Raw genomic sequence first — 25,339 nt, 5'->3', positions numbered from 1 at the left:
GTTCAGCTTCCCATCGGTTTTGACACCAACTTATTGCTTGAAATCATCCTCCAAATAACTGCTAGAGAGTAATCCAGCCAGCTCTGCTGTTGTAAGGTTGGGTGAAATCTCCTGAATCACCGCAATCGTTTCTTCAGCTGAGTAATGATTTTTGGAGAGAGCACGCACCAACGCTTTTGGAGTCAAGTGCGGATAATAAGATTGAAACGCATCCGCCAACTCACTATCGGAACAGCCTTTTTCCTTAAGTCGTAGAATAAAGTTTTCTGGTTCTTGATACGCATAGTGAAATTGGACGAGATGACTACGTGCAGAATGTGATTGATCCGCAAAAGCACGTACTTGCAGTAGGTAATCTTTATTTGCACGAAGATGACTTGCGTCGATGGTCGCTGAATTCCCCTCGTAATTGATAGGTGGAGCTGGTTCTACTTGCTCTTTGCGCTGGTTCCACACATATAAAGTGTAACCACTCGCCTCTTTTACTTCTTCCCACTCTACAAAGACCATCGACCCGCGATTTTGTATAGATGTAATTGAAGGTACAGGTAGATCCATCACTGTTAGGAATTCGGTTCTCCAACCACTCTCCGCTTTACTCGAAATCGCCTGCACAGCAAATTGAATTTTGCGCCCAAACAGACTGGGGTACTTTTCAATTGGGAACTCTACTTCTGTTTCAGTAAATGGTAATTGCGGTTGTGACAAGAGTGAATTTCCCATTTCGTCACGGATCTCAACCACATACCCCTCCGCTTCCTTCCCTTCATCCCAAGACGCATGAACGATTCGGTTTTCACCATCATAAAAGAGACTCAGATTACGCGGCGCCTCCAACACATGAATGGTATACGGGAGAGGATCACAATAATCCCCCGTCGCATTATCTGCCGTCGCTCGGAAAGAGACATGCACCTCTACCCCATCAATCAACGAACTCCCATGAATAAACGCCTCTGTCCCGTTTAACATGATATCTGGGTGAGGGGATAGACGCTCACCATTCTTATAGGTCAGCTGCCCCTTATAACTGGTAGCACCCGGAACAGGTTGCCACCTTGCCACTAGCACAGTGTTTTGCATCTGGAGCGTCAATCCCTGCGGAGAATTTAACTTTTCGATCCTTAGCTGATTCGTCTCCGACCAAGGGCTAATCGCTGAAGTTGCTAACGCTCGCACTTGAATCTGCATGGTTCCACCTGCAGCTAACAAAGCCGTTACAATCTTCGCTGTCGTTTCTGTAGCTGTTACAGCAGCCAGTTCCATTCCCTTCTCATCACATACCCTCACTTCATATTGACTCGCATCGTCTACTCCAATCCAACGTACATGGAGAGCATCTTCTTTAAATATGGAGTTAACTTGCTGTGGTGGTGTTAACAGTTTTAACGTCGTTGGCTCACTAGGATCACTAATAAAACCACCGTCTGCTACCACTAGCTGCACTGATACTTGTTCTCCGCAGAAACGACCTTCCAGCGGTACTTCTATTTCTTGGAAATGACCTGCCGAAAGAGGTACTAGCTCCTCTCCCACCTTCAGAATAAATCCATAACACACATAGGGGAGGTTCTCATATTGCTGCCATCGTATGAAGAGTTGGTCTGTCTCAAACAACAGCTCTGGTGCCGCTGGTTGAGTTTCAGCAAAAGCAAGACAACTGCCTTCACCGTCCTGCACTTTTTCAGCTGTGATCGTTACCTCTTCCTCTGTTAATGTTGCGATCACACCTCCAATCGGAATCGGTTCACCCTCACCCAGAGGGAGAAACCCTATTTCCGCGGAAGCCGCCTGTTTCATTACGCGTTCTGCCATCTCACTTGAAAGCCCATGCCGCACCAGCTCTTCACACAACACTGACTTGCGCCACGTAATTCCTTTAAGCGCGAGTGCTTTCGCCAGAAATGAAGGTTGGTCTAATAACTCTGCTATTTGAATTTCAAGTGCGATTTTTACTTGATTGGCTAACTCTTCGACAAAATGCTCCCAGGTGAAATTCCCATCTTCCGGATACGATATTTCAAACGAAGGCACGGTAAAATCTACAGGGAAAAACCTTTCCTCTTGATATGCTCGACTTCTCACTTCCAATTCACATGAACCAGCTAGTTGAACGATTAATTTACTCCGTTCTTTATCTGTTGGTGGTTGAATCGTTAGGTCAAGCTCTAGATCAAAATTTGTATCAATTGGAAGAGAACCAATCAAAGAGGCTGGAGAAAGTGGTAATACATCTAGGTTATGCAAAGTGAATGGAGCCAACGAAAATCCGCGTAGAGTCCAATTCTTCACGCATAACCCTGCTTCGTTCCATATGAATGGAATCAATTCTTCGTCCTCCACACCCCATGAACGAGCGGGAGCAAATACCCCTTCTAAGTTCTCACCCTCCACTTGTAGCGTGACATCCCCCACTGGCTGGGAAAATAAAGATAATCCTGTCTGCACTCTCATTTCCGGTTCAGTGCTGTCGATCTCAAGACAGGGGCCTGCCTTCTCTTCTCCTTGTTCGCTCGTCTGTTCAAAGCGAACAAAGCCCCAGTCAATGCTTTCTTCCCATTCGGCATAGGCGGAAACAGACAGAACATTTTCTGCTATCACGGGGAAGGTTAATTCCAACGTCATATCTGGTAGGAAAAGAAGCTGACTACCAAATAAACCATATAATCCAGGAGGATAAGCTAACCCCTGGTGACTTATCTCCTCATTACCAGGCACAAACCAGAGCTCACCATGATTCAAACACAAATCTGGCAGAGCGGGCCACTCTTCTTTTACAAAATGTTGATATAGATCGCTAAGTGGCAACGAGATCTCCTCGCCCTTTGCATCCGTCAACGTCATACAAACTAAACTCGTATCCTCACTCGTGAGTGGAATGGTGACACGTAGCTCTTTCCCAGACACATTAACCTCACCTACAAGATCAGCGCAGTACTCTTGCATCTCACCTTTGACGAACGGACAAGTCACCATCAAACCAATTTGGTATAGGCTGATAACCGGCATACCAAAAGGTTTGGACAATACTTGTTCTGTTAGCGCATGGAAGTCAGCTTTGTCCTCCCCAACGTAGAAGGTACCTTCAAAGTAATACGACACCCCATCCACTTTTGCACACATCTGCCCATGCAAATTCAAATGCGTACTCTCACGCGTAGGATAGCTCATCTTAACATTGCAGAATGGCAAGTAACCAAATACCTCGTGATCACCCAAGTGAGCAGTTAATACCGGGGATTCATCCTCTGACAATTGACAAGAGAGCAAAAATTGATCTTTTAACCCTAGTACTACCTTCGTATTATTTGCTAATGATCCTTGGCTAAATTCTGTGAGCGTGTAAAAATAGCACCCAGGTTGAATCGACAGTCTTTCTTCTAGTGGTAGCAGCTGAGTCGTAATTTCGCTCTTTTTATCCATTGTCGAATAGGATAGGAGTCCTGCCTTCTCATCAAATGAAAATTGGTCTTGGATGCGTTCGAAGCAAGAGTGTATATCTTGCCCTCGCCAATCTTGTAATTGTGCCAGTAACAGGATTCCCCATTCATCTACGTTCTGTTTGCGCGCGATTATACATTGCACACTGTCGAAAAGAGAGGCTTCTGTTTTGTCTGTTTTAGATTTTCCATAAATAGTTAATTTTTCATCCCTAAGATCGTATTCACCCGTTATACCTGTTACTATAAGTGGGTTGGTAAACGGGGAGGATGTACCGGTCTCCTTAAACAGATCATCATCTAACCACTGGGATAATGTTGACTTTATGTCCATCGCCGCTTCTTCAGTTACATCGAGTTGAATGAGCGTTTTCCCTTCTTCTCGCGCTAATGGGATAACCGCTTCTCCCGACAATGTCCCACAGACGAACTCCGCTTGTAGCGAACCAGAAGCTTCTTTCTCACCATATCCTCCATCTACAGCATAGCAGTTAAACTGTCCTGCCACTTGCTTTAAGATGAGGGATTCCTGCGCAAGCGGGAATGTAATTACTTGTTTTCCTTTTCCTGTTAATTTAACTTCTTCACGCCAGAGATCATAGTAGAGGCTGGCTTGCTCAAAGGAAAGAAGTGTTGAAAAATCATCCTCCGGCAAAAGAGAGCTCATCTGTAGTTGCTCCAGTGCAGGTGCTACATGAAGTGCTTTAGGACCCTCTGTTTCCCCACAGAAAATCCAATCATCGTCTACCTCTTCTTTATCTGCACGCAATTGGATACTAGCCCCACCCAACTGCGCTGAACCCCATATATGCGATGATATATGTTTCTCTCCTGCGCCGATGCGGTCGAGACACAGATCAAACACAATATTCTCCAATGAGAGCGCGCCAATAAAATTTTCCCACGGAGAATGGCTTTTAAGCAGAATCCGTAGACTCGTGATCGCTAGTTCTTCTGCATCTACCTCAACTTCCCATCCCTCTAATCCAAACGTTGTATCAAGTGGCATCTGTTCAGGTAAGAATGAACTCACTTGCTCATACGGGATAAAGTTTGTCAGTGTCTGTAGCCCTGGTAATATCGAAGAGAATGTCGTCAGACGAAGAGTCCATACGCTCCCTTCTCCTTCAACAAATGATGCATATACCCCGAACTGCAATTCATTTAACTTCATGTTTCCACTTATTTTGCCACTGGCTCGCCTCTCTTCAGGTAAGTGGGGATGCTCAAACTCCCACTCCAAAGAGACATCGCCTACCTGAAACCAACTGGCATGCGGAAGTGTCCAATTGTTGCCACTTACTTTAAAGCAGAGGGAATGAATGGAGCATGGTGAACTCTTTTCACATGTAAAAGAGAGAGAATCGACACTGGCATAATCCCACGGTCCAAATTGAAGTACTTTTTGTTGAACATAGGAAGTATCGCCTTGAAAAAAGGAATGTAACTGACTAACCCCTAACTGCTGCTTCCCTACCTCCACACTTACTTCCCAATTGCCTTCCGTTGCGGGCACTTCGACTACTGCAGTTGCTACCTGTTCTCCTTCAATACATAGATCACCTTGTATTGTTCCCGTCATAATACTTGGCTTTTCATCTGCTAGTGGCCAAGTGGTCTGCACTGTAGCAATCATCTTGGAAAGCGAAACATGATCTGGTACTATCTCCCATTTAGATCCCTCATCATTAGAAGCTATCACAGCCTCTACATTCCATGTCGTTAAAGAAGCCTGATCCAGTTTCATACAAAAGTCTTGGAGCTCGTAATTCTTGCCTGATGTAATCGGAAGCGGGAGCTGCATCTCTTGCAGTTGAAGTAGAGAAGCGAGTGACGAAAAATGAGAAAAAGAATAGCTTTTCATCTCAGCTTTATCTAGTTGAATACTCCACCCGTTTTCCCCTTGTGGAAGGGTAATGATAACAGGGATACTCCCTCCAAGTTCTCCCCACACAATCCGAGACTTGGCTCTTGCCTCCCATACGACGTATTCACCATACTCATCATGCGCAATTTGTTTACTTATGAATGGAAACACCGCTGTCCAGTTAAATTGCTCTTTACTCAAAGGTAGACTCCATGAAATGGCATCCCCTGTCAATCTGAATGATTGCGTTGCTGCATCCAATGACAGTTTAACCCCACATAAAGGAGCCAATTGTTGATACCACTTGACAGAATCATGATAACTGTCTGGGAGAATTCCTCCACGGTATAAGTCCTGTACCGACGCTTCTGCCAATGATATGTCTAGTGAACATGTGATTTGCTCATCCTGGGCAGTGAAACACCACTTAACTCTTCCATTTTTAGCAAACGGAAAAGAACTCCGACCTTTTACAACTACATGATGCGGATTATATTCAATTATGCTTTCAGCAATCGGGAGCGAATCCCGCTTCTCCCCTAACAAAGTAGTTATCATGGTTTGAAAACCTGGTATGTCGATCCAATTATAGCGGAGGAAAAACTCCTTTTCTTGTTCTGCCTCCCATTTCTCCTTCATCAGCTTTAACAATTGCCGTAAGCAACTAGCATCCGGTTGTTGTTTATCTAGTGTAAATGGAGAAGCTGACACCCATTGACTAAATGATCCTTCGCGGCAGGCACGCACTGCAACTTGATAAAAAGCACCATCAATTAATTCCGATCCTGCTAAGACCAGTTGTCGCTCCTCTTTCTCTACTTTAAAAAGGCGATCCCCTTCGTCCGTTACTAAGTGAACTTCAAAGAAATCCATTTTGGTAGTGAAATACTTCCAATCTATTGTGAGAGCTCCCTGAGACCAGCTCACTTCTACATCTTCTACTGGGGTTACATTGTGGATAATAATTTTTTGAATTTCACTCCAAGGAGAATAGGCCTGCACTCGCACACAGTACTCTTCGCCTGCATTCACATCCTTCTCTAAAATCGCTTTGTTTTCATCAAACCGTATTTTCGGTTGCTCGGCTAGCGGTTCTCCCTCATCGTCGACAAATTCAACCAGCAAATCATATCCTTCTGGACAAGCCTCTTTCTCCCATATTAGATAGGCCTGACCCTCCTCATATCGGAAGTCAATTTGAGGTTTCCGCTCTGATCCCTGCTCCTCTTTCATCCTATACCCTCCCCTGTCATCATAAAAAAGAAGGTCATTCCTCCTCTTTACATCCATTATTCAGCCATCCTATAAATTAGAATGGCGGACAGGCTGATACATAAAGAAAAGACTCCGTTTAGATGGAGTCTTTTCTTTATGCATCGAAAGAGTTATCCTTACTGCTTAACAAATGGATTCTCATCCGCAGTAGGTCCATAAATAGAAGGGAGCGGAACATCGAGCAATCGTAAATATACGGTCACTTGACCACGATGGTGATAGAGATGATTACACATCATCGAACGGATCACACCAATACGTGGGGCGGTAAAGATCACGCGCTCACCATCTAGCAAGCTCCACTCCTCTAGTGCTTCCTCCTGACTCATCTCTGCGAGCATCCCTAAAAGCTTCTCCAATCCTTGATCAAACTCAGCTAACAATTCCTCTGTCTTTGAAGGTGTTTCTGGAGGAGGAAGTTCACTTACCTGCACCTTATTTTTCTTACAGATGAGAGAAAACCCTCCTAATAGGCTGGCCATGTGCATCGATAATTCACCTAATGAAGAAGAACGCTCGTGTGGCTTCCAGGAAAGCTTGTCTGTGGGTATGCGTTCAATCAGTGTGCGGGTTGCTTTTGCTTCGTGCTTAATCTCCATCATTAACCCTTGTAAAACAGCGCTCATTGTTTCACTTCCTTTTCCATAATAAGTTGCCAACACGAGTCATCAGGATTACTGCTGACTCCCTCTACTAATTCTTTCTCCTCCCATCCATTTCCTTTAGGAAGATCCACACTTTATCTCCCTCGCTTCTTCTTGACACAGCAAAATACCTTCTCCCTCATAAAGGAGAAGGTATTTTCTCAAACTAAACTTAAGCTAAATATTGAATACCATCTTTTGTGATAACAGAGTGAATGAGTGCAGGTGGCTCCACCATTTCTGACGAGATCGAAATCGCTTGTAAAAGACGTGCTCGCACTTGCTCTGCCTTGCTTTGCTCATTTGCGTACAATGTAGCCACTTCTTCGCCCATCTCTACTGCATCCCCAACTTTTTTGTGTAACAACACCCCGACCGACAAGTCGATCACAGACTCCTTAGTCTCACGCCCTGCCCCTAATTGCATCGCGCACAACCCCACTTCTTCTGCCTGAAGACTAGAGATGTAGCCCGCCTGCTCTGCAATTACAGGGATGCGATACGGGGCTTGTGGCAAAACTGTCGCATCATCAATAACCGCCGCATCTCCTCCTTGGCTCACAACAAACTGACGAAACTTTTCTAGCGCTGTCCCATCTGTTAGTTTGGCTTGTAACTGTTGCCGCGCTTCCGTTGCCGGTATATCTTTTGCCAAGGAAACCATATGCGCTCCTAGAGCTAAACACAACTCTGTCAGGTCTTGCGGACCACGCCCACGCAGAGTATCAATCGCCTCTTGTACTTCTAAAGCATTGCCTATGGCTTGTCCAAGGGGTTGATTCATATTACTGATCAATGCAACCGTTTCGCGTCCGACCTGATCTCCGATAGCCACCATCGCTTGTGCCAATTGGACCGCATCTTCTTCGTTCTTCATAAAAGCGCCCTGACCATACTTCACATCGAGCACAATACTATCCGCACCGGAAGCAATCTTTTTGCTCATGATGGAACTGGCGATCAGCGGGATCGAATCTACCGTTGCTGTTACATCACGTAAAGCATACAGCTGTTTATCCGCTGGAGTGAGATCTTTAGATTGTCCAGCTAACGCTATACTGATCTCGTTGACACGCTTACTAAAGTCCGCGTTACCCATCTCAGTTGAAAATCCAGGGATTGCTTCCAACTTATCAATCGTACCACCCGTATGCCCCAATCCTCTGCCTGAAAGCTTAGAAACGGGCACTCCGCATGCAGCTACCAAGGGTCCGAGTACGAGCGTCGTAGTGTCTCCTACCCCACCTGTACTATGTTTGTCCACTTTCTTTCCATGAATCGCTGACAAATCGACTTGAGCACCTGATTTTACGATTGCCATGGTCAAATCAGCCGTTTCTCGAGCGCTCATTCCTTGGAAATAGACTGCCATCGCCCAGGCGGACACCTGATAGTCAGGAATACGACCTTCCGTGTACCCCGCTACAAGTTGTTCAATCTCTGCTGTGGTCAACTCCTGACCATCACGCTTCTTGCGAATCCAGTCTACCATTCCCATTACTGCTTCACCTCAGACACAATCCCCTTTACCAGTTGAATAAAACGAGGGCGTGTCCGATCAGCCACTGCCATTACTTGTTCATGAGTAAGAGGCTCCAATTCTTCTCCAATCGCCATATCGGTGATACATGAGATGCCCAACACGGTTAAGCCGGTATGACGGGCTGCAATCACTTCAGGAACCGTGGACATACCGACAGCATCGCCACCAAGATTACGCAGCATCACCAATTCTGCTGGTGATAAATAGTTAGGGCCGCTGATTCCTGCATAAACACCTTCCTGTACCGTTGTTCCTTGCTCTGCCGCAACTTTTTTCGCTAGTTCACGCAAATCGGCACAGTAAGCTGTAGACATATCGGGGAAGCGAGGGCCTAGTTCATCTTCATTGCGACCGATCAATGGATTGCTCCCTGTCATATTTAGATGATCTTCAATCAACATCAGATCCCCTGCTTGGAAATCTTTATTCATTCCGCCGGCTGCATTCGTTGCCACTAAGGTTTTCACACCGAGTGCTTTCATCACATACACCGGAAAGACAACTTCTTGTTGGCTATAACCTTCGTAATAGTGGAAACGCCCCTGCATAGCAGCCACTTGCTTCCCTTCTAAAGTACCAATCACTAACTGTCCAGCATGCCCTTCCACTGTAGAAACAGGGAAATGAGGAATCTCATCATAAGGAATATGAACAGCATCTGTAATTTCATCTGCTAAGACGCCCAGTCCGGAGCCAAGAATCATACCAATCTCCGGTGCTGCGCTAATTTTACTCGCAATATAGGCACGTGCCTCATCAATCTTCATCATACGGTTCTCCATCTTTATTTCCTCCTAAAAATCATTTACTATTCTATATCCCACTTTCATATCGCACTTTCCTTATGCCTGTGCAACAATTCCTCGTACTAATTGGATAAAGCGTGGTTTCACCTGCTCAGCTACTTCCATCACTTCCGCATGTGAAAGAGGTTGTGGTAAGATTCCAGCGGCCAAATTGGCAATACAAGATATTCCTAACACTTCTATTCCAGCATGACGAGCTATCAGCACCTCTGGTACGGTAGACATCCCAACCGCATCAGCTCCCAGTTTACGCATCATGCGAATCTCAGCTGGTGTTTCATATGATGGTCCTGTCAACCAAAGATAGACGCCTTCTTGTAACTTCGTTGCGTGTTCTTCCGCCACACTGTGAGCCAATTGGCGTAAGCGAGCACTATATGCATCTGACATATCTGGAAAACGTGCACCTAGAGACTCTTCGTTTTTACCCATCAATGGGTTTTGAAATGCAAAATTAAGATGGTCGGAGATAATCATTAGATCTCCTGCTGCATAATTGGTATCAATTCCACCCGCCGCATTTGTAACGAGCATTTTGTCAATACCTAATGCCTTCATCACTCGTACTGGAAAGGTAACTTCTTGTATCGAATAGCCTTCATAATAATGAAAACGTCCCTGCATCGCAACAACTTTTTTCCCTTCCAATGTACCGATCACCAGTTGACCAGCATGCCCTTCCACCGTTGATGTAGGAAAGTGCGGGATTTGGTTATATGGGATCGTAACCGCATCTGTTATTTCACTACCGAGTACACCTAAACCCGATCCCAGTATGAGCCCCCACTCCGGTGCCACTTCCGTCTGCTGCTGAATAAACCCAGTTGCTTCCTCAATTTTTTGTAGTAACTCTTCCATTGCTAAATCCCCTCTTCTTTAATCAATCTGTTGTAAATGGAGCTCAGACAAAAAACTATGTCCATAAAGTGGCTGTTCCAAGCCAAAGTTATCTGCTATCGTCGCTCCTACATCGGCAAATGTTTCACGAATACCAAGCGAAGCACCCACATCAGCTAAGCGAGGGCCTGTAACTAATAGCGGCACGTATTCCCGCGTGTGATCCGTTCCACGATAGGTTGGATCATTCCCATGATCGGCAGTAATGATCAATAGATCTTCTTCACGTAATGAAGAAATAATCTCTGGCAGACGGCGATCAAACTCTTCGAGCGCATCACCATAGCCCATCGGATCACGCCGATGCCCATATTTTGCATCAAAATCAACCAGATTAACAAACGCCAACCCCGTAAACGGTCGATTCAACGTGTTGATTAACTGGTCGACCCCGTCCATGTTCGACTTTGTTTTAGTAGAGTCAGTTACACCTTCACCGTCGTAAATATCGGATATTTTACCGAGGGCAACCGATTCATATCCCTTCTCCACTAACCTATTCATCACTGTAGGATGCGGTGGCTTTACCGAATAATCTTTGCGATTTGCAGTACGCGCAAACGAGCCTACTTCACCCTTAAATGGGCGTGCAATCACTCGGGTTACTGCAAATCGTTCATCCAACGTCAGTTCACGTGCGATCTCACAAATCCGATACTGCTCCTCGAGGGGAATCACTTCTTCGTGAGCGGCTACTTGGAATACACTGTCGGCAGATGTATATACAATTACTGCGCCGCTCGTCATATGTTCTTCTCCCAACTCTTCAATTATCGCCGTACCTGAAGCCACTTTATTACCCAACACTTTACGTCCCACTCGTCGCTCAAATTCAAGAATCAATTCATCTGGAAAGCCGTCTGGATAAGTTCGAAAGGGAATAAAGGTAGGGACACCCATTAGCTCCCAATGCCCTGTTGTTGTATCTTTTCCCTTTGATATTTCCAACATTTTGCCGTAATGAGCGGTTGGGTGTTCAGCTGGCTGAATTCCTGCAACGGGTTCAATATTTCCCAATCCCATTCTCATCATATTAGGCATGTGAAGCCCATTACGATAGCTGGCGATGTGACCGAGGGTATGTACATCTTCGTCACCAAATTCGAGCGCATCTGGTAGAGCACCAATGCCCACACTATCTAACACAATGAGGGCGATCCGTTTAAATGAATCCATGTCGTACACCTCTCTTTACTCTCTTTTTTAAAAGCAAAAATCCCGCAAAGAGAAAAATACCTTGCGGTATGACAGATCTATGTGTGAACGCATTCTATCATTATAACAGAGCTACTGGCTAACCGTGAAGTTGAACAAAAGAGTGCCCACTATTCCCCTATCCAGTAAAAGAGGAGCCAACGCTGCTCGATATCGTACAAGTGACGAGAGGCGCTCCCTTCTTCACCATATGAGGCCATCACCTTTACTGCTCGCCCATGGGGCTCACGATATTGGTGTGTGGGCATCTTCACTTCCGAAAACCAATGAAGTACTTGAAAAAAGAGGACACATAATATAAGAAACCACATCAACCACTTACACCACTGTCCAAGTCGGCGTAACGATATAATCATATCTGCTTCGCTTCCTTCTCCATGACTTTGCTATTATCGTATGGAAAAGGATGTCCCATTATGATTAATGAACAACCCGATCTCCCAAAACATCCATCAAAGGGACATAGGGGAATTCCAGATCTTCTGCTACAGCTTCATAGGTGACCGCTCCACCCATCACATTTACACCACGTGCCAATACATGGTCGCTAAGAATAGCTTTTCCTAATCCTTGGTTAGCAATCTTTAAGGCATAAGGAATCGTCACATTGGTTAACGCAAAAGTAGAGGTTCGTGGAACCGCTCCCGGCATGTTGGCAACCGCATAGTGAACAACCCCGTGCTTTTCATACGTTGGGTTTGAATGGGTAGTTGTGCGATCTATCGTTTCAATCGATCCTCCTTGATCGATTGCCACATCGACGATAACGGAACCGGGTGTCATCCCTGCAACCATCTCATCCGTTACCAATTTGGGTGCACGGTGACCTGGGATGAGAACGGCCCCGATTAACAAATCGGCTTTCCGAGCCGCTTCCGCTAAATGAAACGTATTGGACATCAGCGTGCGAACTTGTCCACCAAAAATATCATCTAACTGCCGCATCCGATCCGGATTAACATCGAGTAGGGTTACATTGGCCCCCATCCCAAGCGCTATTTTGGCAGCATTCGTTCCTACCGTACCCCCACCGACTATCACCACTTCTCCCGGCAAAACACCAGGAACTCCGCCTAACAGGGTACCTTTTCCCCCTTTGGTTCTTTCTAAGTATTGAGCTCCGATTTGCACGGACATGCGCCCTGCAACTTCACTCATCGGTGTTAGCAAAGGTAGCGCACCATTATCAAGTTGAATCGTTTCATATGCAATCGCCGTCACTCTATTATCCATCAACGCTTTCGTCAATTCCGGAAGCGGTGCTAAGTGAAGATAAGTGAACAAAATAAGCCCTTCACGAAAGAAATCATATTCGCTCGGCTGAGGTTCCTTCACTTTTAATATCATATCTGCTTTACTCCAGACAGGTTCCGCTTCGGTCGCAATCTCTGCTCCACGGGATATAAACACTTCATCCGTGAAACCGCTTCCAATCCCCGCCTCAGTTTCAATTAACACGCGATGACCCGCACGAACAAGCACATCTACACCTGCAGGAGAGATGGCTACGCGATTTTCATTATCTTTCACTTCTCTGGGTACCCCAATAATCATGATCTACCCCTCCTTTTCCCCCTTATCATACCACTCTCCTCTATCTGTTCATACTCGAATTCATATAAAAACGCGAGATCGATAGCATCAATCTCACGTTACTTTTGCACCTACCAACTTACCCGGGTCTTTCACGAGATCTTTACAGCGGTGACATACACCATGAAAGGTTAGTCGATGGTCGACAATATAAAAATTTAATTCTCGCTCCACACGCTCTTCCACTTCACCTAACCAGTCATCAACAATCTCATCCACCGTACCACAATGGAGGCAGATTAAATGATGGTGATGATGCTCTGCCCCTTCCGCTCGAAACTCATAGCGGGTAACGCCATCACCAAAGTTTAATTTATGGATGATGCTTAATTCACTCAAGAGTTCCAGCGTTCGATATACAGTGGCTAAGCCAATTTCAGGCGATTTCTCTTTAACTAACAGATAAACATCCTCTGCACTGAGATGCTCTTCTTCATTTTCAAGGAGAACACGGACAGTTGCTTCCCGTTGAGGGGTCAATTTATAACTATGGGATGACAACTGTTGCTTAATTTGACTGACCCGATCTTCCACATCCACACCCCCCAAAAATCTCTTCCTTCATTATATTGGAGAGATAAGGGAGAAGTCAAACAGATAACAAGAGGTATTAGATAATAATGATTATAATGTTACCTTGTCTTACTTCTTTTCGTTAGCCAGTAGGAGCTGATTTTGCCAATAATAAATAGCCGTCACCGTTTTGGCATCGTGAATTTCATGCGAGGAGATTTTCTCAAGTGCTTCCGTCAGTGTCAGTTCTACCGTCTCTACAAACTCATCGGCGTCTGGTTTGGCTTCTCCCTGAGTAAGCTTTTTCGCTTCGTATATGTATACAATCTCATCGGAAAACCCAGGGGAAGTATAAAAAGAAAGCACTTCGTCCATCTCCTGTGCCAAATAACCTGTCTCTTCTTCCAACTCACGCTTCGCACAGTGTTGCGGATTCTCACCTGGGTCTATTTTACCAGCAGGAATTTCTAATATCGCCTTCTCTAAAGGTTTGCGATACTGACGAACCAATACAATCTTCTCTTCCTCTGTTATCGCGAGGATGGAGACCGCCCCTGGATGCTTCACCAATTCGCGGGTTGATGTATTGCCATTGGGAAGAGATACTTCGTCAATCTGTACTTTAATAATTCGTCCCTCAAAAAGAACCTGACTGTTGATCGTTTTTTCCTCCAGGTGACTCAACTCACTCACTCCTTATCTATAGGTAAAATCCTTCAGTCATTTTACCATACTCTGCTAAAGAAGAAAAACACGGTTTATCCAAAGAGTACTGTGGAAAAAATGAGTGCCATACAGATATACAAAGGGAGGAAACAACATGCGTATCGAAACAGGTTCAAACCAATTGCGCATCATCGGCAAAGGGTGGCAGGTAAGAGCCGTACTACGCCAACTAGCACAACACAACCTCACCGTCGCTCAATATATTGAGCGCATAAATTCTTCTCAAACTACTGTAACCACTAAGGGCGTACATACTCCTAAGGAGAACACCCATGTGATTGATCATACCTTATAACCCCCCCTCACCCTATATCAACCAAATATAAAGTGCCACTGTCTCTGGAATAGCAGTACGCATCAGCCAGGGAGAGATATATGCTTCCAATATAGAGGCGACCAAAAAGACTCCTACCAACACGACTGCAACCATAGCATAAGAGAGGAATTGTGGGTAAATGGTGCCTCTACGAGCAATCAGTCGATTTTTAATCAATAGTGAAGCAAACTGCATCGACCATACCGCTAGCATCATCATAGCCGGTACAACCAGCAGATTTTGTGGAATGATAGAAAGAGAAGCAAACCAAAGACCCTGCCAAGAGAGTTGATTAACCAAAAAACCTACAGTAAATCCAATGACTAAACCCTTAAAAAAGATGAGTAGCAAAACAAACGGAATACCAATCACCGACAAACCCAGGATCCACATCAAGCCTAGGGTTTTCAAATGGCTTCCCAGTGAATGTTGAAAAGCGATCTTGGGGTCTGCGATTGTTTGTTGATCCAAGCCTTGAAAGAAAAAGCCCATATAATGGATTAACTCTTTTTTCTGGGTTGGAGACAACGTATTAACGATTATTGCGCCAAAAATTAACCCCATAATAAAGAGGACAAGAACAAACACATATTGTGAGAGGTGAAGTTGCACATTCTGCTTCATTCTCTCACTCAAACGATTTCGTTTTAATCGCCTAATTCCACTCTTTCGTTCACCCACCATACTCCGTTTCATCTTCTCTTCCTCCCCTTGTCCACTTACGTTCTTACTTAAATCTCTATGTATAAGTGATAGGGATATGCTAGTTTCACTCTCTTTTTGTTTGGTAGAAGGAATAGTAAAGGTACATAGGTAATTCCATTAATGATATCGGAATGAAGGAGGCGTGTTGAAATGACAACCATCAGTATCCTCTTGGTGTTAGCAGGGCTGATCTGTCTATACATGGCAAAAGCGGCGCTGGGAAACCGTGACGAAGGGTATATGGATGCGCAGGTGGAAGCTAGTCGCTCAATTACAGAAAAAGAGAAAAATGGACGTCGTGCTACTCTGTATGTTCTGCTTGGATTTCTCTTATGTGGAGCAGGCATCAGCCTATCCATTTTCATATGATGTAAGCCATCTTAATAAAAGTATTTGGAGATCGAAAAGAAGTTGAAAAAGAAACCGTCCTCCAACTAGTCCAGACATTACGGTTATCTAAGTTTAAGGTATAAATATTTCGTATTTATTAAACTAACGCAAGTAATAACAAGAGAAGACAATCTTTTGTGGCATAAATAATGAGGTGAATTTAGAGTGATACATCAAATGGGTTTATATGGTGAATATTTCAATTCAATTAAAGAAGGTAAGAAAAAAGTTGAAGTACGCTTAAATGATGAAAAAAGAAGAAAGATTAAGGTCGGAGATACAATTGAATTCATAAAGGTTCCTGAACAAGATGAAACAATGCAAGTAGAAGTAATAGACCTAAATATATACGCTACCTTTCAAGCTATGTATGAGGATATTCCATTTCAGGAACTCGATTGTGAAGATTGGACAATTCAAGAAATGGTTGATGGAACTTATGAAATATATTCTCCCGAACAAGAGAAGGAATGTGGAACATTAGCAATTACAATAAAATATTTAAACCGCTAATATCTCACTTACTGGAGCATTAGTTTGATAAGACGATAACTCTCAGGACTCCCATATAATTGGAAGTCCTTTTTATAGTATCAACACTAAACTTGAACATAGCCTTTTTAAAAATGAAGATCACCTACTCGCCCTTCACTTATCCATCCATGTGTGTACTTATTTTCTCTCTCATCTCCACCCCAAACACCCGCCTTAAATAGGGATTAAGGAAGAGACCTGCAGGATCTAATTCTTCTCGCACACGCATGAACTCCTCCCATTTGGGATAACGGTTTTTCAATTCTTCTGCTGACTGTGTATGCATTTTCCCCCAATGAGGACGACCCTCATGACGGAGGAAAATCTCCTCTAGTGCAGCAAAGTACTCTTTATATGGCATTCCTTTATACATGTGAACTGCGATAAAAGCAGAATCTCTACCGTAAGCTGGACTTAGCCAGATATTATCCGCTTTCACATAACGGCATTCAAGCGGAAAATGTACAGCAAAGCGATGCTTTTCCACACATACTTCAATCTCTTCCATCACCTCAGGCAAACGATTTGCGGGAATACTGTACTCCATTTCATGAAATCGGACTAAGCGCGGACTAGCAAAAAGGCGATGGCTTTCATTTACCTCATGCAAGACTGGTACTCCTCGCGCCGATAATTTACTCACCGAACGACTCGTTCGCGGAAACAGGCGAGAACATTCGGATACTAGCCAAAAAAGACCGTTCTCTACTACTGTCTTATTAAATTGATTCCACAAAGTTGTTCCCGTCGGTGCTTCGTCTGTCTGATCCATGGTTTTTATTTGCACCCACTTTGTATAAGGAAACCAATAAAACTCAAAGTGGCGATGATTTTGATTATACTCATCTAAACGAGCCAAACAATCCTGTAACAACACTCGTTCACTCTGATATCGCAAACAGTACTTTGGCAGGAGTGCAAGCGTAAGTTTGGTAATCACGCCTAAAGAGCCGAGTGACAGTTGTGCTGCTGGGAGTAACGAAGCATTCTCCGTAGTAGAGAACGTTTTCTCCTCACCCGTAGCTGTTAACAGTGTAACCGTTTTCACTTGAGTGGATAAACTACCAAACTGAACCCCTGTCCCATGGGTGCCCGTACTAACCGCGCCTGCTATGGACTGCGCATTAATATCTCCTAAATTCTCCTGAGCGAAGCCGCGAGCAGCTAACTCTTCACCCAAAGTATACAGCTTCGTCCCCGCCCATACCTCCGCTTCAGCTCGCTCCACATCATGATGTATGATCCCTTGTAAGCCATCGAGTGAAATCATCATATCATTCGTTTGCACCAATGGACTGAAAGAGTGTCCCGAACCGACAACACGCACCTGCCTACCTTCGCTCTCACACTTTTTTAGCAAAGCTTGTATTTCTTCTATGCTTTGTGGAGTAGAAAGCTGGGCTGGTTCACACTCAACATCTCCCGACCAGTTTTTCCATTTTTGCTTACCTTCGTTCGTTGTTACAGAAAGCATTGTTCATCACCTCGGTATGTGGTTACACGTTCGACAACTTGTCCACCCTGATATAAATACAGATAGCGAAAACGTTCACATAGCTCTCCGGCCTTGCTATGACGAAAGAAGATGGGATCCCCTAATTGTAAATCCATCCAGCGTGGAGAATAGACAGGCGTCTGCACTTCCCCTGCTCCTTCCATCGCTAACAGTCGCAACCCGTCCGGAAGATATGGCTTCGGTGTCTTATCCGTTCCTGTAGACCCGGATGCAATATATCCCCCGCCTAAACAGGTGAAGTGGTTCACATCAGGCACTCGTACGATCTCCAGAGCGAAACCTGCCGCAGGTTGATAGCGAAACTCACGATAGTAATCAAAGAGCACCGGCGAATAAAAACCAGATCCCACCGTCACTTCCGTTACTACTTCCTCCTGGCATGTAGATGCAAGACTTCCTGTACCGCCACCATTTACAAAGCGGGGTTGACACCCTAGCTTTTCTATCGCTTCCACCATGATCCTTCTTTTCTTCGCCACATCACGAATGGAACGTTGCTTTAACCAATGAATCATCTTGTTTTTAACCCATTGCCCAGGATAGTGATCCCCTACTCCAGCTATTTGCGCCTCGTACCCCATGATTCCATCCAAATGAAGATGAGGGGAAGCCATAATTTTTTTCACCAACAATTCTACTTCTGAACTAGTACGTACAGGGGAACGGCGAACCCCGAAGTGAAGAGCAGGCAAAGATAAAGACATATCCACATCAATACAGACTCGAAATTGACCACCATGTGCTCGAGCGATATCCTCTAGATGCTTAAGATGCACACTAGAGTCAACCATAACGGTAAGTACTTTCCCCTCACTATTCAACTTCAACACCTGTTCCAAGTGCGATCTTTCCCATGCTGGATACGCTACCAATAAATCATCTAATCCCTGTTGCGACAGATAGAGTGCTTCAGGAATGGTAAAACACATCACTCCAGAAAAACAGTCTGCAGCTGAAAGTATACGCTTTATGAGGGCAACACTACGAAGAGATTTACTCGCGATTCGAATACGTTTTCCTTGTGCTCGCTGGATGATCTGTTTCATATTTTCTTCGAGTAGGTCCAAATCGAGATATGCGAATGGCTTAGCAATATGAGCGAACGCGGTGCGATACTCTAGATATGTTCGTGACAACATCGGACCTCCTCATTCTCAGACTTTATCTAAATAATGATATAATCTAATTTTAAGAAATATGGCGCAAAATGTACAGCTTTTATTGTGAGCTTGCAGGACACGCGAACGAAATCTCTATATTATTTTTGTAAATAAAGGAGATATCACCATAACAATTTCATTTATTCTATTTATTTGCAATCTAATTTTTATTTTGTTATTGTAATAGAGGGTTATTATCTCATGATGAACAGGTGGGGTTGTTATGAAGAAAAGTGGGATGCTTCTCTTGATGGTAGCAGTACTTTTTGTCTTCTCTACTCCTGTGTTGGCAATGTCTACCGAATCAGTCTCTCCGCAAATGAGTTCGATCTATGTTACAAAGTATGAGTATTTTTCGAAATTTGTATATCCTAATGAATGGAATATTCCATATACCCAGTATTACTCGGAATACCGCTATCCGAACTTTTATAGCGGCCATCTTTATAAAAACTACTGCTTCGATATAGGAAACAGTTGGTCCTGTAGCTACGCAGGCTACTTATACAGCTTTTAAAAGAAGAGCACCAGGGATGTGATCCCTGGTGCTCTTCTTATCTTAACCTTCTCCTCCACTACTTGCTCCACGTGCTCCACGCGCTCCACGGATTCCCCGTGTCCCTTGCGCCCCTTTTGCCCCAGTAGCGCCTCTTGCCCCCATCGCCTCCACTTCACCTAATTTGGCAACAAATGCATCACTCGTGGCCAATCCCGTCCTTGACTGGGATTGAAAAGCACCTGGAGTAACAGGAAAATCAAATGCCGTCGTTTCACCTGTAACATACACATTTTCGCTTTCATCCAACGTGATGGCAAACCCGCTGTTGATCCCTTCCCCACCGTAATAAGTGGAGAAATCAAGCCCAGACCCATTTACATTTACATGTGTGATAAAGAGATTAGATTCACCTCGCTGTCGCCTTTGAATGGCTTGATCAGTCACAGGAAAATTTCTTGCTTCCGTACCTCCCGTTACCCATGCCCCTCCTAACGAGTCGACTGCAATGCTAGTCCCTTCTGAAACATCATTTCCTGTTAACAAGGTAGAGTAACTCAAGTCTGAACCCACCCGATTAAATCTAGTAACAAACACGGCACCTCCCGTTACTCCTACTATCGTTTGGAATGCACCCGAAGTGACTGGAAAGTTAGCAGAATTAGCAACTCCTGTCACATATGCCCCACCCTCTCGGTCGATTGCGATCGCGTTACACTGATCGTTCGAGCGACCACCAAGATAGGATGAGTAGACTAGCGCTGTCCCCGTTTGATTTAATTTGGTTACAAAGCCATCGTCTACATTCCCCCCTTGAGTTTGAAATGCGCCGCTCGTCACAGGAAATTGAGCTGAATCCGTTCTTCCCGTCACATAAGCAAATCCCTCTTCATCTATCGCAATTCCTGTTCCCACATTGGACACATTATCCGCCCCGCCCCCACCTAAGAGGGTAGAATAAATAAGTGCTGAACCGGACGCATTAAATTTCGTAATAAACACATCAAAAAATCCGGCTTTTAGTGTTTGAAAAGCCCCACTGGTAACGGGAAAACCACTGGCGAAAGTAGTACCGACAACATAAGCTAACCCTTCGGTATCCACCGCAATTCCGTTGGCGCTATCTTCCCCACTCATCCCCAAGTAAGTGGAGTAAACAAGTGAAGACCCACTTTCATTTAGTTTAGTGACAAACGCATTAATATCCGGATTGGGGAGAGTTTGAAATGCTCCCGAGGTGACAGGAAAATTAGAGGAGCTTGTTACCCCAGCGATATAAGCAGAGCCGCTTTCATCGACATCGATGTCCATAGCGAAGTCACTAAGCGCCCCTCCTAGAAATGTAGAGTAAATAAGAGAGGTTCCGTTCGGATTAAATTTAGTAATAAAGGCAGTTTGGACACCACCCCTCAATACTGTTTGAAATGCCCCTGATGTCACCGGGAAATTATCAGAAGAAGTGGCTCCCGTAACATATGCAAACTCATCTTGATCCACCGCAATCCCTATCCCACAATCATTACTTTGCCCACCCAGATAAGTAGAGAAGAAAACGATCGGTGTGTTCATCAAAATCCCTCCGCTCTTATAGTGGAAGAACAACCCAGCTAAACAAACTCATATTTCCACCCATCTTACACATACTTTCAAGTGAATCTATGTAATTTCCTATACAGTTATGCGCACGATCTATCTCAATCGAAAGAAGTGTTTACCTTGACAACAACTATGACATCTCCCTATGCCGAAACTGTTCAGCAATGTATTGATGCCTGTTTAAATTGTGCTCAATCATGTCGAATCTGTTTAACCGCTTGCCTACATGAGCCTGATGTAGCTAACCGCATCGAATGCATCCGCACCCTTCAAGATTGCATCGACATCTGTGACAGTGCGGTACGATTTATGACCGCCAATAGTCCATATGCGATGCAGGTATGCGATCTTTGCGCCACCATATGTTCCGCCTGTGCACAGCAATGCACGCAAATGCAGGACGAACATTGTCAGATGTGTGCTACCCATTGTCAAGAATGCGCCGATGCTTGTCGATCCATGTAAAAACTTTATTACTGTAGCCCAGCGTAAATCGCTGGGCTACGTTTACATCTATCGGTACGTCCAAATCCCTTCACCGTGGTTGTGATTATGATTAAAGTTAATATTAAAAGCCCTAACTCGTCCTGTTGGTCCTGTTACAAACAGAGTAAACCGATCAGGATCATCATTACTCACTTCAAACTGCCTGATGCGTGCAAGCTCTACCCCGCTACGCACTACTCTTACAAACAAAGTGGAGACACTTCTCGTACAACTTGGACTAAAGCGGTACAATTTATTACCTGTCCTCACTTCCTGAATCACATCAATATCCATATTAACAGCGAGTACGCGTAGAGGACGCTGCGCTAAAATACCAGCTGGAAGCTGGGCTACAACGTTAGCAGGACATGGAGGAGTCCTTTCATTTAAAAAGTAAAACTCGTTTACTGGTTGCAAGGTGGTATAATCTCCCGTTAATGCCGCACGTACAGTTCGATCTAATGCTGACATTGAACTCATATAACACCCCTCCTTTCTTTTACTATTCTATGAATCATCTCATCCTTTTGATTGGATGATTAAGGGATAATCGAACCAAAAAATCTGCCCTTACTAGAATGGACAAATTCTTCTCATACTCAGCCTGATGAATCTTTTTATTTAGCGATACGTCCCTGTCCCCCTATTGGAACTATTGTAATCAAAATCAATATTAAATGCCTGGAATGGCCCCGTCTGCCCCCCAATAAACATGGTAAATCTTGTAGGTTGATCTGTGCGTACTTCAAACTTTCTAATACGAGCGGTTAAGATTTTCTTGCTTGGAACCGACGCATTTCTTTTTTGCACAGACAAGGTAGATACACCTGTCGTACAACTCGGACTAAAGCGTACTAAAATGTTATTTGTACCCACTTCTCGTACCAGATCAATATCCATGTTTACTGCAAGAACTCTGACGGGGGGATCCAATATACCAGCAGGTAGCTGCTCAATCACATTAATGGGGCATACCCAAGTGGAAGTTGTGTCCACCTGCCATACATATGACTGTGGTACGGGCTGTAAAGTAGTGTAGTCACCTGTTAATGCCATGCGTACAACTTGATCTTCTAAAGCAATGCTTCTGGAGTTCATCCTATCTCTCCCTTCTTCTGCTATTCTATGAAACTACCCCCTCTTTTGCTTAAATGTTTTCGATAATTGGTTAAATACATAAAACCTGCCCTTACTAAAAGGACAGGTTTTCTATCGCTGAACACTATTCCTATTTATCTCGATCTTCTTCCAAACGCCGCGTCATCTGTTGCCAAACGGAACCGCTTGCTTCATGTCCGCCTTCAATCCGCTCAATCGCCAGTTGCACCTGCATTTTCACTTCAAATTCTGGATCATCAATCGCCTTCTTCAATGCAGGCAATACTGACTCATCCCCCACCTCATAGAGAAAACGAGCGGCACGCCAGCGCACGATCCGATTCCGATCGAAAAGCGCTTCGCACATCGGCTCCATCGCCTCAGGATCTCCAATATCCGACAGCGTATCACCTGCGGTACGCCGTACTGTAGCAGATGCGTCACGGAGTGCTTCGTATAGATATGGGAGAACAGCCTCGCGGTTTTCTGCTTCCCCAAGAAAAGCAGTTGCCAGCCGACGTATCGACATATTGGGATCCTGAAGCGCTCTACCGAGCAAAGGTAATGTTTCCTCGTTAATATCAATCCGAACAAGGGCAGCATACCGCTTTTTCCAATCCTCGTCAGATAGTGCGGCTTCCACTTCATCATAAGAAAGCTTTTCTAGCGGTTCCGGTCCTGCTGCTACTTTATCTTGACGCAAAGCCCGGCTAACTAAAGTATTAAGACGACCCTCATCATATGCGGCAGCAAATTCTTGCGCAACAGTATCTGCCACTTCATCTAATTCACCGTACCGTACATCTTGTTCTATCCACTTACGCTCCAACACCATATTCTCCGCAGCCGCCTGCGCTCGAAGAACAGCATCTGCAAACCGCTGTGGTAGTGCAACGCGACGAACAGCATCACCTGCGGTCACCTTTACTTGAACTGGTAAGCCACGGAACATCTGAACTGCAACTTGAACCTCTCCAAAACCCTCTTCTAGCTCTTCCTCCGAAGTTTTTGTCGCTGTCTTCTCTCCAAACACAACTCGCACCTGCGGTAAAATCCTCTCCCAACTTACTTTTGGATGTCGATCCACAGCAATGAAATCTTTTACCTGGAAAATACTTTTAATTCCTTCAATCTCCATGATTCGTTTGATATAGGTGGGTGCTTCCTCTTTGTTTGCCGCATGTATGCTATAACGCACACCATCAGGCAAAGGTTGATCTACATTAATTTTCATCGATAATGGGCTTGGTGTCGGTTCTATTGATACAATTCGCATCCATTAGCGCTCCCTTCATTATTATTTATTTGAAGCTCCTTTAATCAAAGCCAGCACCAATTCAGCCGCTTTGACTAACTCCTGAACGGGCATTCGTTCATTGGTTGTATGAATTTCTTCATAACCAATACCTAAATTAACTGTAGGTATCCCTAAGCTAGCAATCACATTAGCATCGCTACCGCCACCACTCGCTTTTAATTCTGGTGTACGCCCTATTTCTTTCACAGCTGCGATTGCCTTTTGCACCACTTCATCTTGTTCAGAAAAGGAGTAGGCAGAATACATGTTATGAACATCAATATCTGCTCTAACACCCATCGACAGTGCAGTCTTCTCTATGGTCGTCACCATATGATCTAGTTGTGCTTGTAGCTTCTCATTGTTACGACTGCGCGCTTCTGCTACTAACTCCACTCTCTCCGCCACTACATTCATCGCTGTCCCACCATCGTATTTTCCCACATTCGCAGTGGTCTCATCATCAATACGCCCCAACTTCATGTGAGCAATAGCTCGACAAGCTACTTCAATGGCGCTCTTACCGTCCTCAGGATTAACACCAGCATGAGCAGGCTTGCCTATGATTGTGGCGAACAAACTCGCTTTGGCAACGGCTGAGTTATAAATTTGACCCACAGGTCCATTGGAATCTATTGCAAATCCGTAGTCTGCCTGTACAAAGGAGTGATCTAAATTTTTTGCTCCAACCAGTCCCGACTCTTCGCCTGCCGTAATAATAAATTGAATCTGACCGTGAGGGAGCTTTTGTTCCTGAAGCGAACGCACTCCTTCTAACATCGCTGCCAACCCTGCTTTATCATCTGCCCCTAAGGTAGTTGTCCCATCCGTCACTACATAACCCTCCTGCAAAGAAGGTTGGACCCCCTTACCCGGGGCTACCGTATCCATATGAGCGGTAAAATAGATTCGCGACGTGTTCTCTTGCGTGGGTGCTAACGTAGCAATCAGATTTCCTGAGCCATGACCTGTTACTCGGGCAGAGTCGTCTTCTACCACGTCAAAGCCAAGTTCAGTTAACTTCTTCGTTAGCAAATCACATATTTCCCGTTCGTCCCCTGTTTGACTATCTGTCTGCACTAATTCCAAAAACTCAGCTAATAAGCGTTTTTCGTTCATTATATGTCTCCCCTTGCTCTATTTCGTTTACCGGTTCGTTCAACTTCATCCCTCAATCATAAAAAGCTCCGTACACGTGTGCTTAACCCTTCCCACACGTGTTTGCG

General features: G+C 44.6%; 23 protein-coding genes. 5 read left to right on the top strand and 18 right to left on the bottom strand.

What is annotated here, in order from left to right; translation table 11 throughout:
* Positions 1-30 precede the first annotated feature (30 nt).
* The 10 genes from NXZ84_RS04520 to NXZ84_RS04475 form a co-directional block, all read right to left on the bottom strand.
* Positions 31-6,540: a hypothetical protein gene (locus NXZ84_RS04520; RefSeq protein WP_258839085.1), complete on the bottom strand. Its 6,510-nt coding sequence runs from the start codon at positions 6,538-6,540 to the stop codon at positions 31-33.
* Between the two features lie 158 nt (positions 6,541-6,698).
* Positions 6,699-7,208, bottom strand: coding sequence for a DinB family protein (locus tag NXZ84_RS04515; protein WP_258839084.1), 510 nt, complete (start codon positions 7,206-7,208; stop codon positions 6,699-6,701).
* A gap of 190 nt (positions 7,209-7,398) precedes the next feature.
* Positions 7,399-8,724, bottom strand: coding sequence for a pyrimidine-nucleoside phosphorylase (locus NXZ84_RS04510; protein WP_258839083.1), 1,326 nt, complete (start codon positions 8,722-8,724; stop codon positions 7,399-7,401).
* Complete coding sequence (locus tag NXZ84_RS04505; RefSeq protein WP_258839082.1) at positions 8,724-9,551, bottom strand: purine-nucleoside phosphorylase; 828 nt, start codon at positions 9,549-9,551, stop codon at positions 8,724-8,726. Before NXZ84_RS04505 ends, NXZ84_RS04510 begins: the two co-directional genes overlap by 1 nt.
* Positions 9,552-9,611: 60 nt before the next feature.
* Positions 9,612-10,433: a purine-nucleoside phosphorylase gene (locus tag NXZ84_RS04500; protein ID WP_258839081.1), complete on the bottom strand. Its 822-nt coding sequence runs from the start codon at positions 10,431-10,433 to the stop codon at positions 9,612-9,614.
* 18 nt (positions 10,434-10,451) lie between these two features.
* The gene (gene deoB / locus NXZ84_RS04495; RefSeq protein ID WP_258839080.1) at positions 10,452-11,648 is read right to left on the bottom strand and encodes a phosphopentomutase; all 1,197 of its coding nucleotides are present in this window, start codon (positions 11,646-11,648) and stop codon (positions 10,452-10,454) included.
* A 149-nt stretch (positions 11,649-11,797) separates the two neighbouring features.
* Complete coding sequence (locus NXZ84_RS04490) at positions 11,798-12,043, bottom strand: YqzK family protein (protein WP_258839079.1); 246 nt, start codon at positions 12,041-12,043, stop codon at positions 11,798-11,800.
* A gap of 64 nt (positions 12,044-12,107) precedes the next feature.
* Entirely contained in the window at positions 12,108-13,241 is a 1,134-nt protein-coding gene (gene ald, locus NXZ84_RS04485) for an alanine dehydrogenase (RefSeq protein ID WP_258839078.1), read from the bottom strand.
* A 93-nt stretch (positions 13,242-13,334) separates the two neighbouring features.
* Positions 13,335-13,814 carry a ferric iron uptake transcriptional regulator gene (gene fur, locus NXZ84_RS04480; protein ID WP_258839077.1) on the bottom strand — a complete coding sequence of 160 codons (480 nt, stop codon included), beginning with the start codon at positions 13,812-13,814 and terminating at the stop codon, positions 13,335-13,337.
* 108 nt (positions 13,815-13,922) lie between these two features.
* Positions 13,923-14,486 (bottom strand): NUDIX domain-containing protein, encoded by a 564-nt coding sequence (locus tag NXZ84_RS04475; RefSeq protein WP_309495558.1) that lies wholly within the window; start codon positions 14,484-14,486, stop codon positions 13,923-13,925.
* Between the two features lie 127 nt (positions 14,487-14,613).
* Between NXZ84_RS04475 and NXZ84_RS04470 the strand changes: the two genes are divergently transcribed.
* Positions 14,614-14,814: a hypothetical protein gene (locus NXZ84_RS04470; protein WP_258839075.1), complete on the top strand. Its 201-nt coding sequence runs from the start codon at positions 14,614-14,616 to the stop codon at positions 14,812-14,814.
* A 12-nt stretch (positions 14,815-14,826) separates the two neighbouring features.
* Here the strand turns inward: NXZ84_RS04470 and spoIIM are convergent, their stop codons facing one another.
* Positions 14,827-15,531, bottom strand: a complete 705-nt coding sequence (spoIIM, locus tag NXZ84_RS04465; RefSeq protein WP_258839074.1) for a stage II sporulation protein M — start codon at positions 15,529-15,531, stop codon at positions 14,827-14,829.
* A 159-nt stretch (positions 15,532-15,690) separates the two neighbouring features.
* Between spoIIM and NXZ84_RS04460 the strand changes: the two genes are divergently transcribed.
* Positions 15,691-15,909, top strand: a complete 219-nt coding sequence (locus NXZ84_RS04460; RefSeq protein ID WP_258839073.1) for a hypothetical protein — start codon at positions 15,691-15,693, stop codon at positions 15,907-15,909.
* Between the two features lie 186 nt (positions 15,910-16,095).
* Entirely contained in the window at positions 16,096-16,443 is a 348-nt protein-coding gene (locus NXZ84_RS04455) for an ASCH domain-containing protein (protein ID WP_258839072.1), read from the top strand.
* Between the two features lie 139 nt (positions 16,444-16,582).
* Here the strand turns inward: NXZ84_RS04455 and NXZ84_RS04450 are convergent, their stop codons facing one another.
* Both NXZ84_RS04450 and NXZ84_RS04445 read right to left on the bottom strand, forming a co-directional pair.
* Positions 16,583-17,938, bottom strand: a complete 1,356-nt coding sequence (locus tag NXZ84_RS04450; protein WP_258839071.1) for a D-arabinono-1,4-lactone oxidase — start codon at positions 17,936-17,938, stop codon at positions 16,583-16,585.
* Entirely contained in the window at positions 17,926-19,119 is a 1,194-nt protein-coding gene (locus tag NXZ84_RS04445; RefSeq protein ID WP_396654003.1) for an amino acid deaminase/aldolase, read from the bottom strand. The genes NXZ84_RS04450 and NXZ84_RS04445 overlap by 13 nt, the downstream gene beginning before the upstream one ends.
* Before the next feature lie 244 nt (positions 19,120-19,363).
* Here NXZ84_RS04445 and NXZ84_RS04440 point away from each other — a divergent pair, with 244 nt between their 5' ends.
* Positions 19,364-19,657, top strand: coding sequence for a hypothetical protein (locus NXZ84_RS04440; protein WP_258839069.1), 294 nt, complete (start codon positions 19,364-19,366; stop codon positions 19,655-19,657).
* 42 nt (positions 19,658-19,699) lie between these two features.
* On the opposite strand, the gene NXZ84_RS04435 is transcribed toward NXZ84_RS04440, so the two are convergent.
* Positions 19,700-21,205 (bottom strand): SBBP repeat-containing protein, encoded by a 1,506-nt coding sequence (locus tag NXZ84_RS04435; RefSeq protein ID WP_258839068.1) that lies wholly within the window; start codon positions 21,203-21,205, stop codon positions 19,700-19,702.
* Positions 21,206-21,364: 159 nt separating this feature from the next.
* On the opposite strand from NXZ84_RS04435, the gene NXZ84_RS15260 reads away from it, so the two are divergent.
* Entirely contained in the window at positions 21,365-21,697 is a 333-nt protein-coding gene (locus tag NXZ84_RS15260; RefSeq protein ID WP_258839067.1) for a four-helix bundle copper-binding protein, read from the top strand.
* Positions 21,698-21,745: 48 nt separating this feature from the next.
* On the opposite strand, the gene NXZ84_RS04425 is transcribed toward NXZ84_RS15260, so the two are convergent.
* From NXZ84_RS04425 to NXZ84_RS04410, 4 genes are all read right to left on the bottom strand, one after another.
* On the bottom strand, positions 21,746-22,198 hold the full coding sequence (locus NXZ84_RS04425; protein ID WP_258839066.1) for a hypothetical protein: 453 nt from the start codon (positions 22,196-22,198) through the stop codon (positions 21,746-21,748).
* 141 nt (positions 22,199-22,339) lie between these two features.
* Entirely contained in the window at positions 22,340-22,816 is a 477-nt protein-coding gene (locus tag NXZ84_RS04420; RefSeq protein WP_258839065.1) for a hypothetical protein, read from the bottom strand.
* A gap of 130 nt (positions 22,817-22,946) precedes the next feature.
* Positions 22,947-24,092 carry a conserved virulence factor C family protein gene (locus tag NXZ84_RS04415; protein ID WP_258839064.1) on the bottom strand — a complete coding sequence of 382 codons (1,146 nt, stop codon included), beginning with the start codon at positions 24,090-24,092 and terminating at the stop codon, positions 22,947-22,949.
* Between the two features lie 21 nt (positions 24,093-24,113).
* On the bottom strand, positions 24,114-25,235 hold the full coding sequence (locus NXZ84_RS04410) for a M20/M25/M40 family metallo-hydrolase (protein ID WP_258840332.1): 1,122 nt from the start codon (positions 25,233-25,235) through the stop codon (positions 24,114-24,116).
* Positions 25,236-25,339: the final 104 nt, after the last annotated feature.

It is taken from the genome of Mechercharimyces sp. CAU 1602 (assembly GCF_024753565.1).
Lineage (GTDB): Bacteria > Bacillota > Bacilli > Thermoactinomycetales > JANTPT01 > Mechercharimyces.
Note: the sequence above shows the minus strand (reverse complement) of the source record. Positions and strands in the feature narration are given on the sequence as shown.

Coding starts and splice junctions, on each gene's coding strand:
- NXZ84_RS04490 (WP_258839079.1), bottom strand. CDS start 12,043: ATGATTATATCGTTACGCCGACTTGGACAGTGGTGTAAGTGGTTGATG.
- NXZ84_RS04425 (WP_258839066.1), bottom strand. CDS start 22,198: ATGAGTTCAATGTCAGCATTAGATCGAACTGTACGTGCGGCATTAACG.
- ald (WP_258839078.1), bottom strand. CDS start 13,241: ATGATTATTGGGGTACCCAGAGAAGTGAAAGATAATGAAAATCGCGTA.
- NXZ84_RS04445 (WP_396654003.1), bottom strand. CDS start 19,119: ATGTTGTCACGAACATATCTAGAGTATCGCACCGCGTTCGCTCATATT.
- spoIIM (WP_258839074.1), bottom strand. CDS start 15,531: ATGAAACGGAGTATGGTGGGTGAACGAAAGAGTGGAATTAGGCGATTA.
- NXZ84_RS04520 (WP_258839085.1), bottom strand. CDS start 6,540: ATGAAAGAGGAGCAGGGATCAGAGCGGAAACCTCAAATTGACTTCCGA.
- NXZ84_RS15260 (WP_258839067.1), top strand. CDS start 21,365: ATGACATCTCCCTATGCCGAAACTGTTCAGCAATGTATTGATGCCTGT.
- NXZ84_RS04450 (WP_258839071.1), bottom strand. CDS start 17,938: ATGCTTTCTGTAACAACGAACGAAGGTAAGCAAAAATGGAAAAACTGG.
- NXZ84_RS04460 (WP_258839073.1), top strand. CDS start 15,691: ATGACAACCATCAGTATCCTCTTGGTGTTAGCAGGGCTGATCTGTCTA.
- NXZ84_RS04515 (WP_258839084.1), bottom strand. CDS start 7,208: ATGAGCGCTGTTTTACAAGGGTTAATGATGGAGATTAAGCACGAAGCA.
- NXZ84_RS04505 (WP_258839082.1), bottom strand. CDS start 9,551: ATGGAGAACCGTATGATGAAGATTGATGAGGCACGTGCCTATATTGCG.
- NXZ84_RS04415 (WP_258839064.1), bottom strand. CDS start 24,092: ATGCGAATTGTATCAATAGAACCGACACCAAGCCCATTATCGATGAAA.
- NXZ84_RS04435 (WP_258839068.1), bottom strand. CDS start 21,205: ATGAACACACCGATCGTTTTCTTCTCTACTTATCTGGGTGGGCAAAGT.
- NXZ84_RS04510 (WP_258839083.1), bottom strand. CDS start 8,724: ATGGGAATGGTAGACTGGATTCGCAAGAAGCGTGATGGTCAGGAGTTG.
- NXZ84_RS04440 (WP_258839069.1), top strand. CDS start 19,364: ATGAAGAAAAGTGGGATGCTTCTCTTGATGGTAGCAGTACTTTTTGTC.
- NXZ84_RS04420 (WP_258839065.1), bottom strand. CDS start 22,816: ATGAACTCCAGAAGCATTGCTTTAGAAGATCAAGTTGTACGCATGGCA.
- NXZ84_RS04500 (WP_258839081.1), bottom strand. CDS start 10,433: ATGGAAGAGTTACTACAAAAAATTGAGGAAGCAACTGGGTTTATTCAG.
- NXZ84_RS04470 (WP_258839075.1), top strand. CDS start 14,614: ATGCGTATCGAAACAGGTTCAAACCAATTGCGCATCATCGGCAAAGGG.
- deoB (WP_258839080.1), bottom strand. CDS start 11,648: ATGGATTCATTTAAACGGATCGCCCTCATTGTGTTAGATAGTGTGGGC.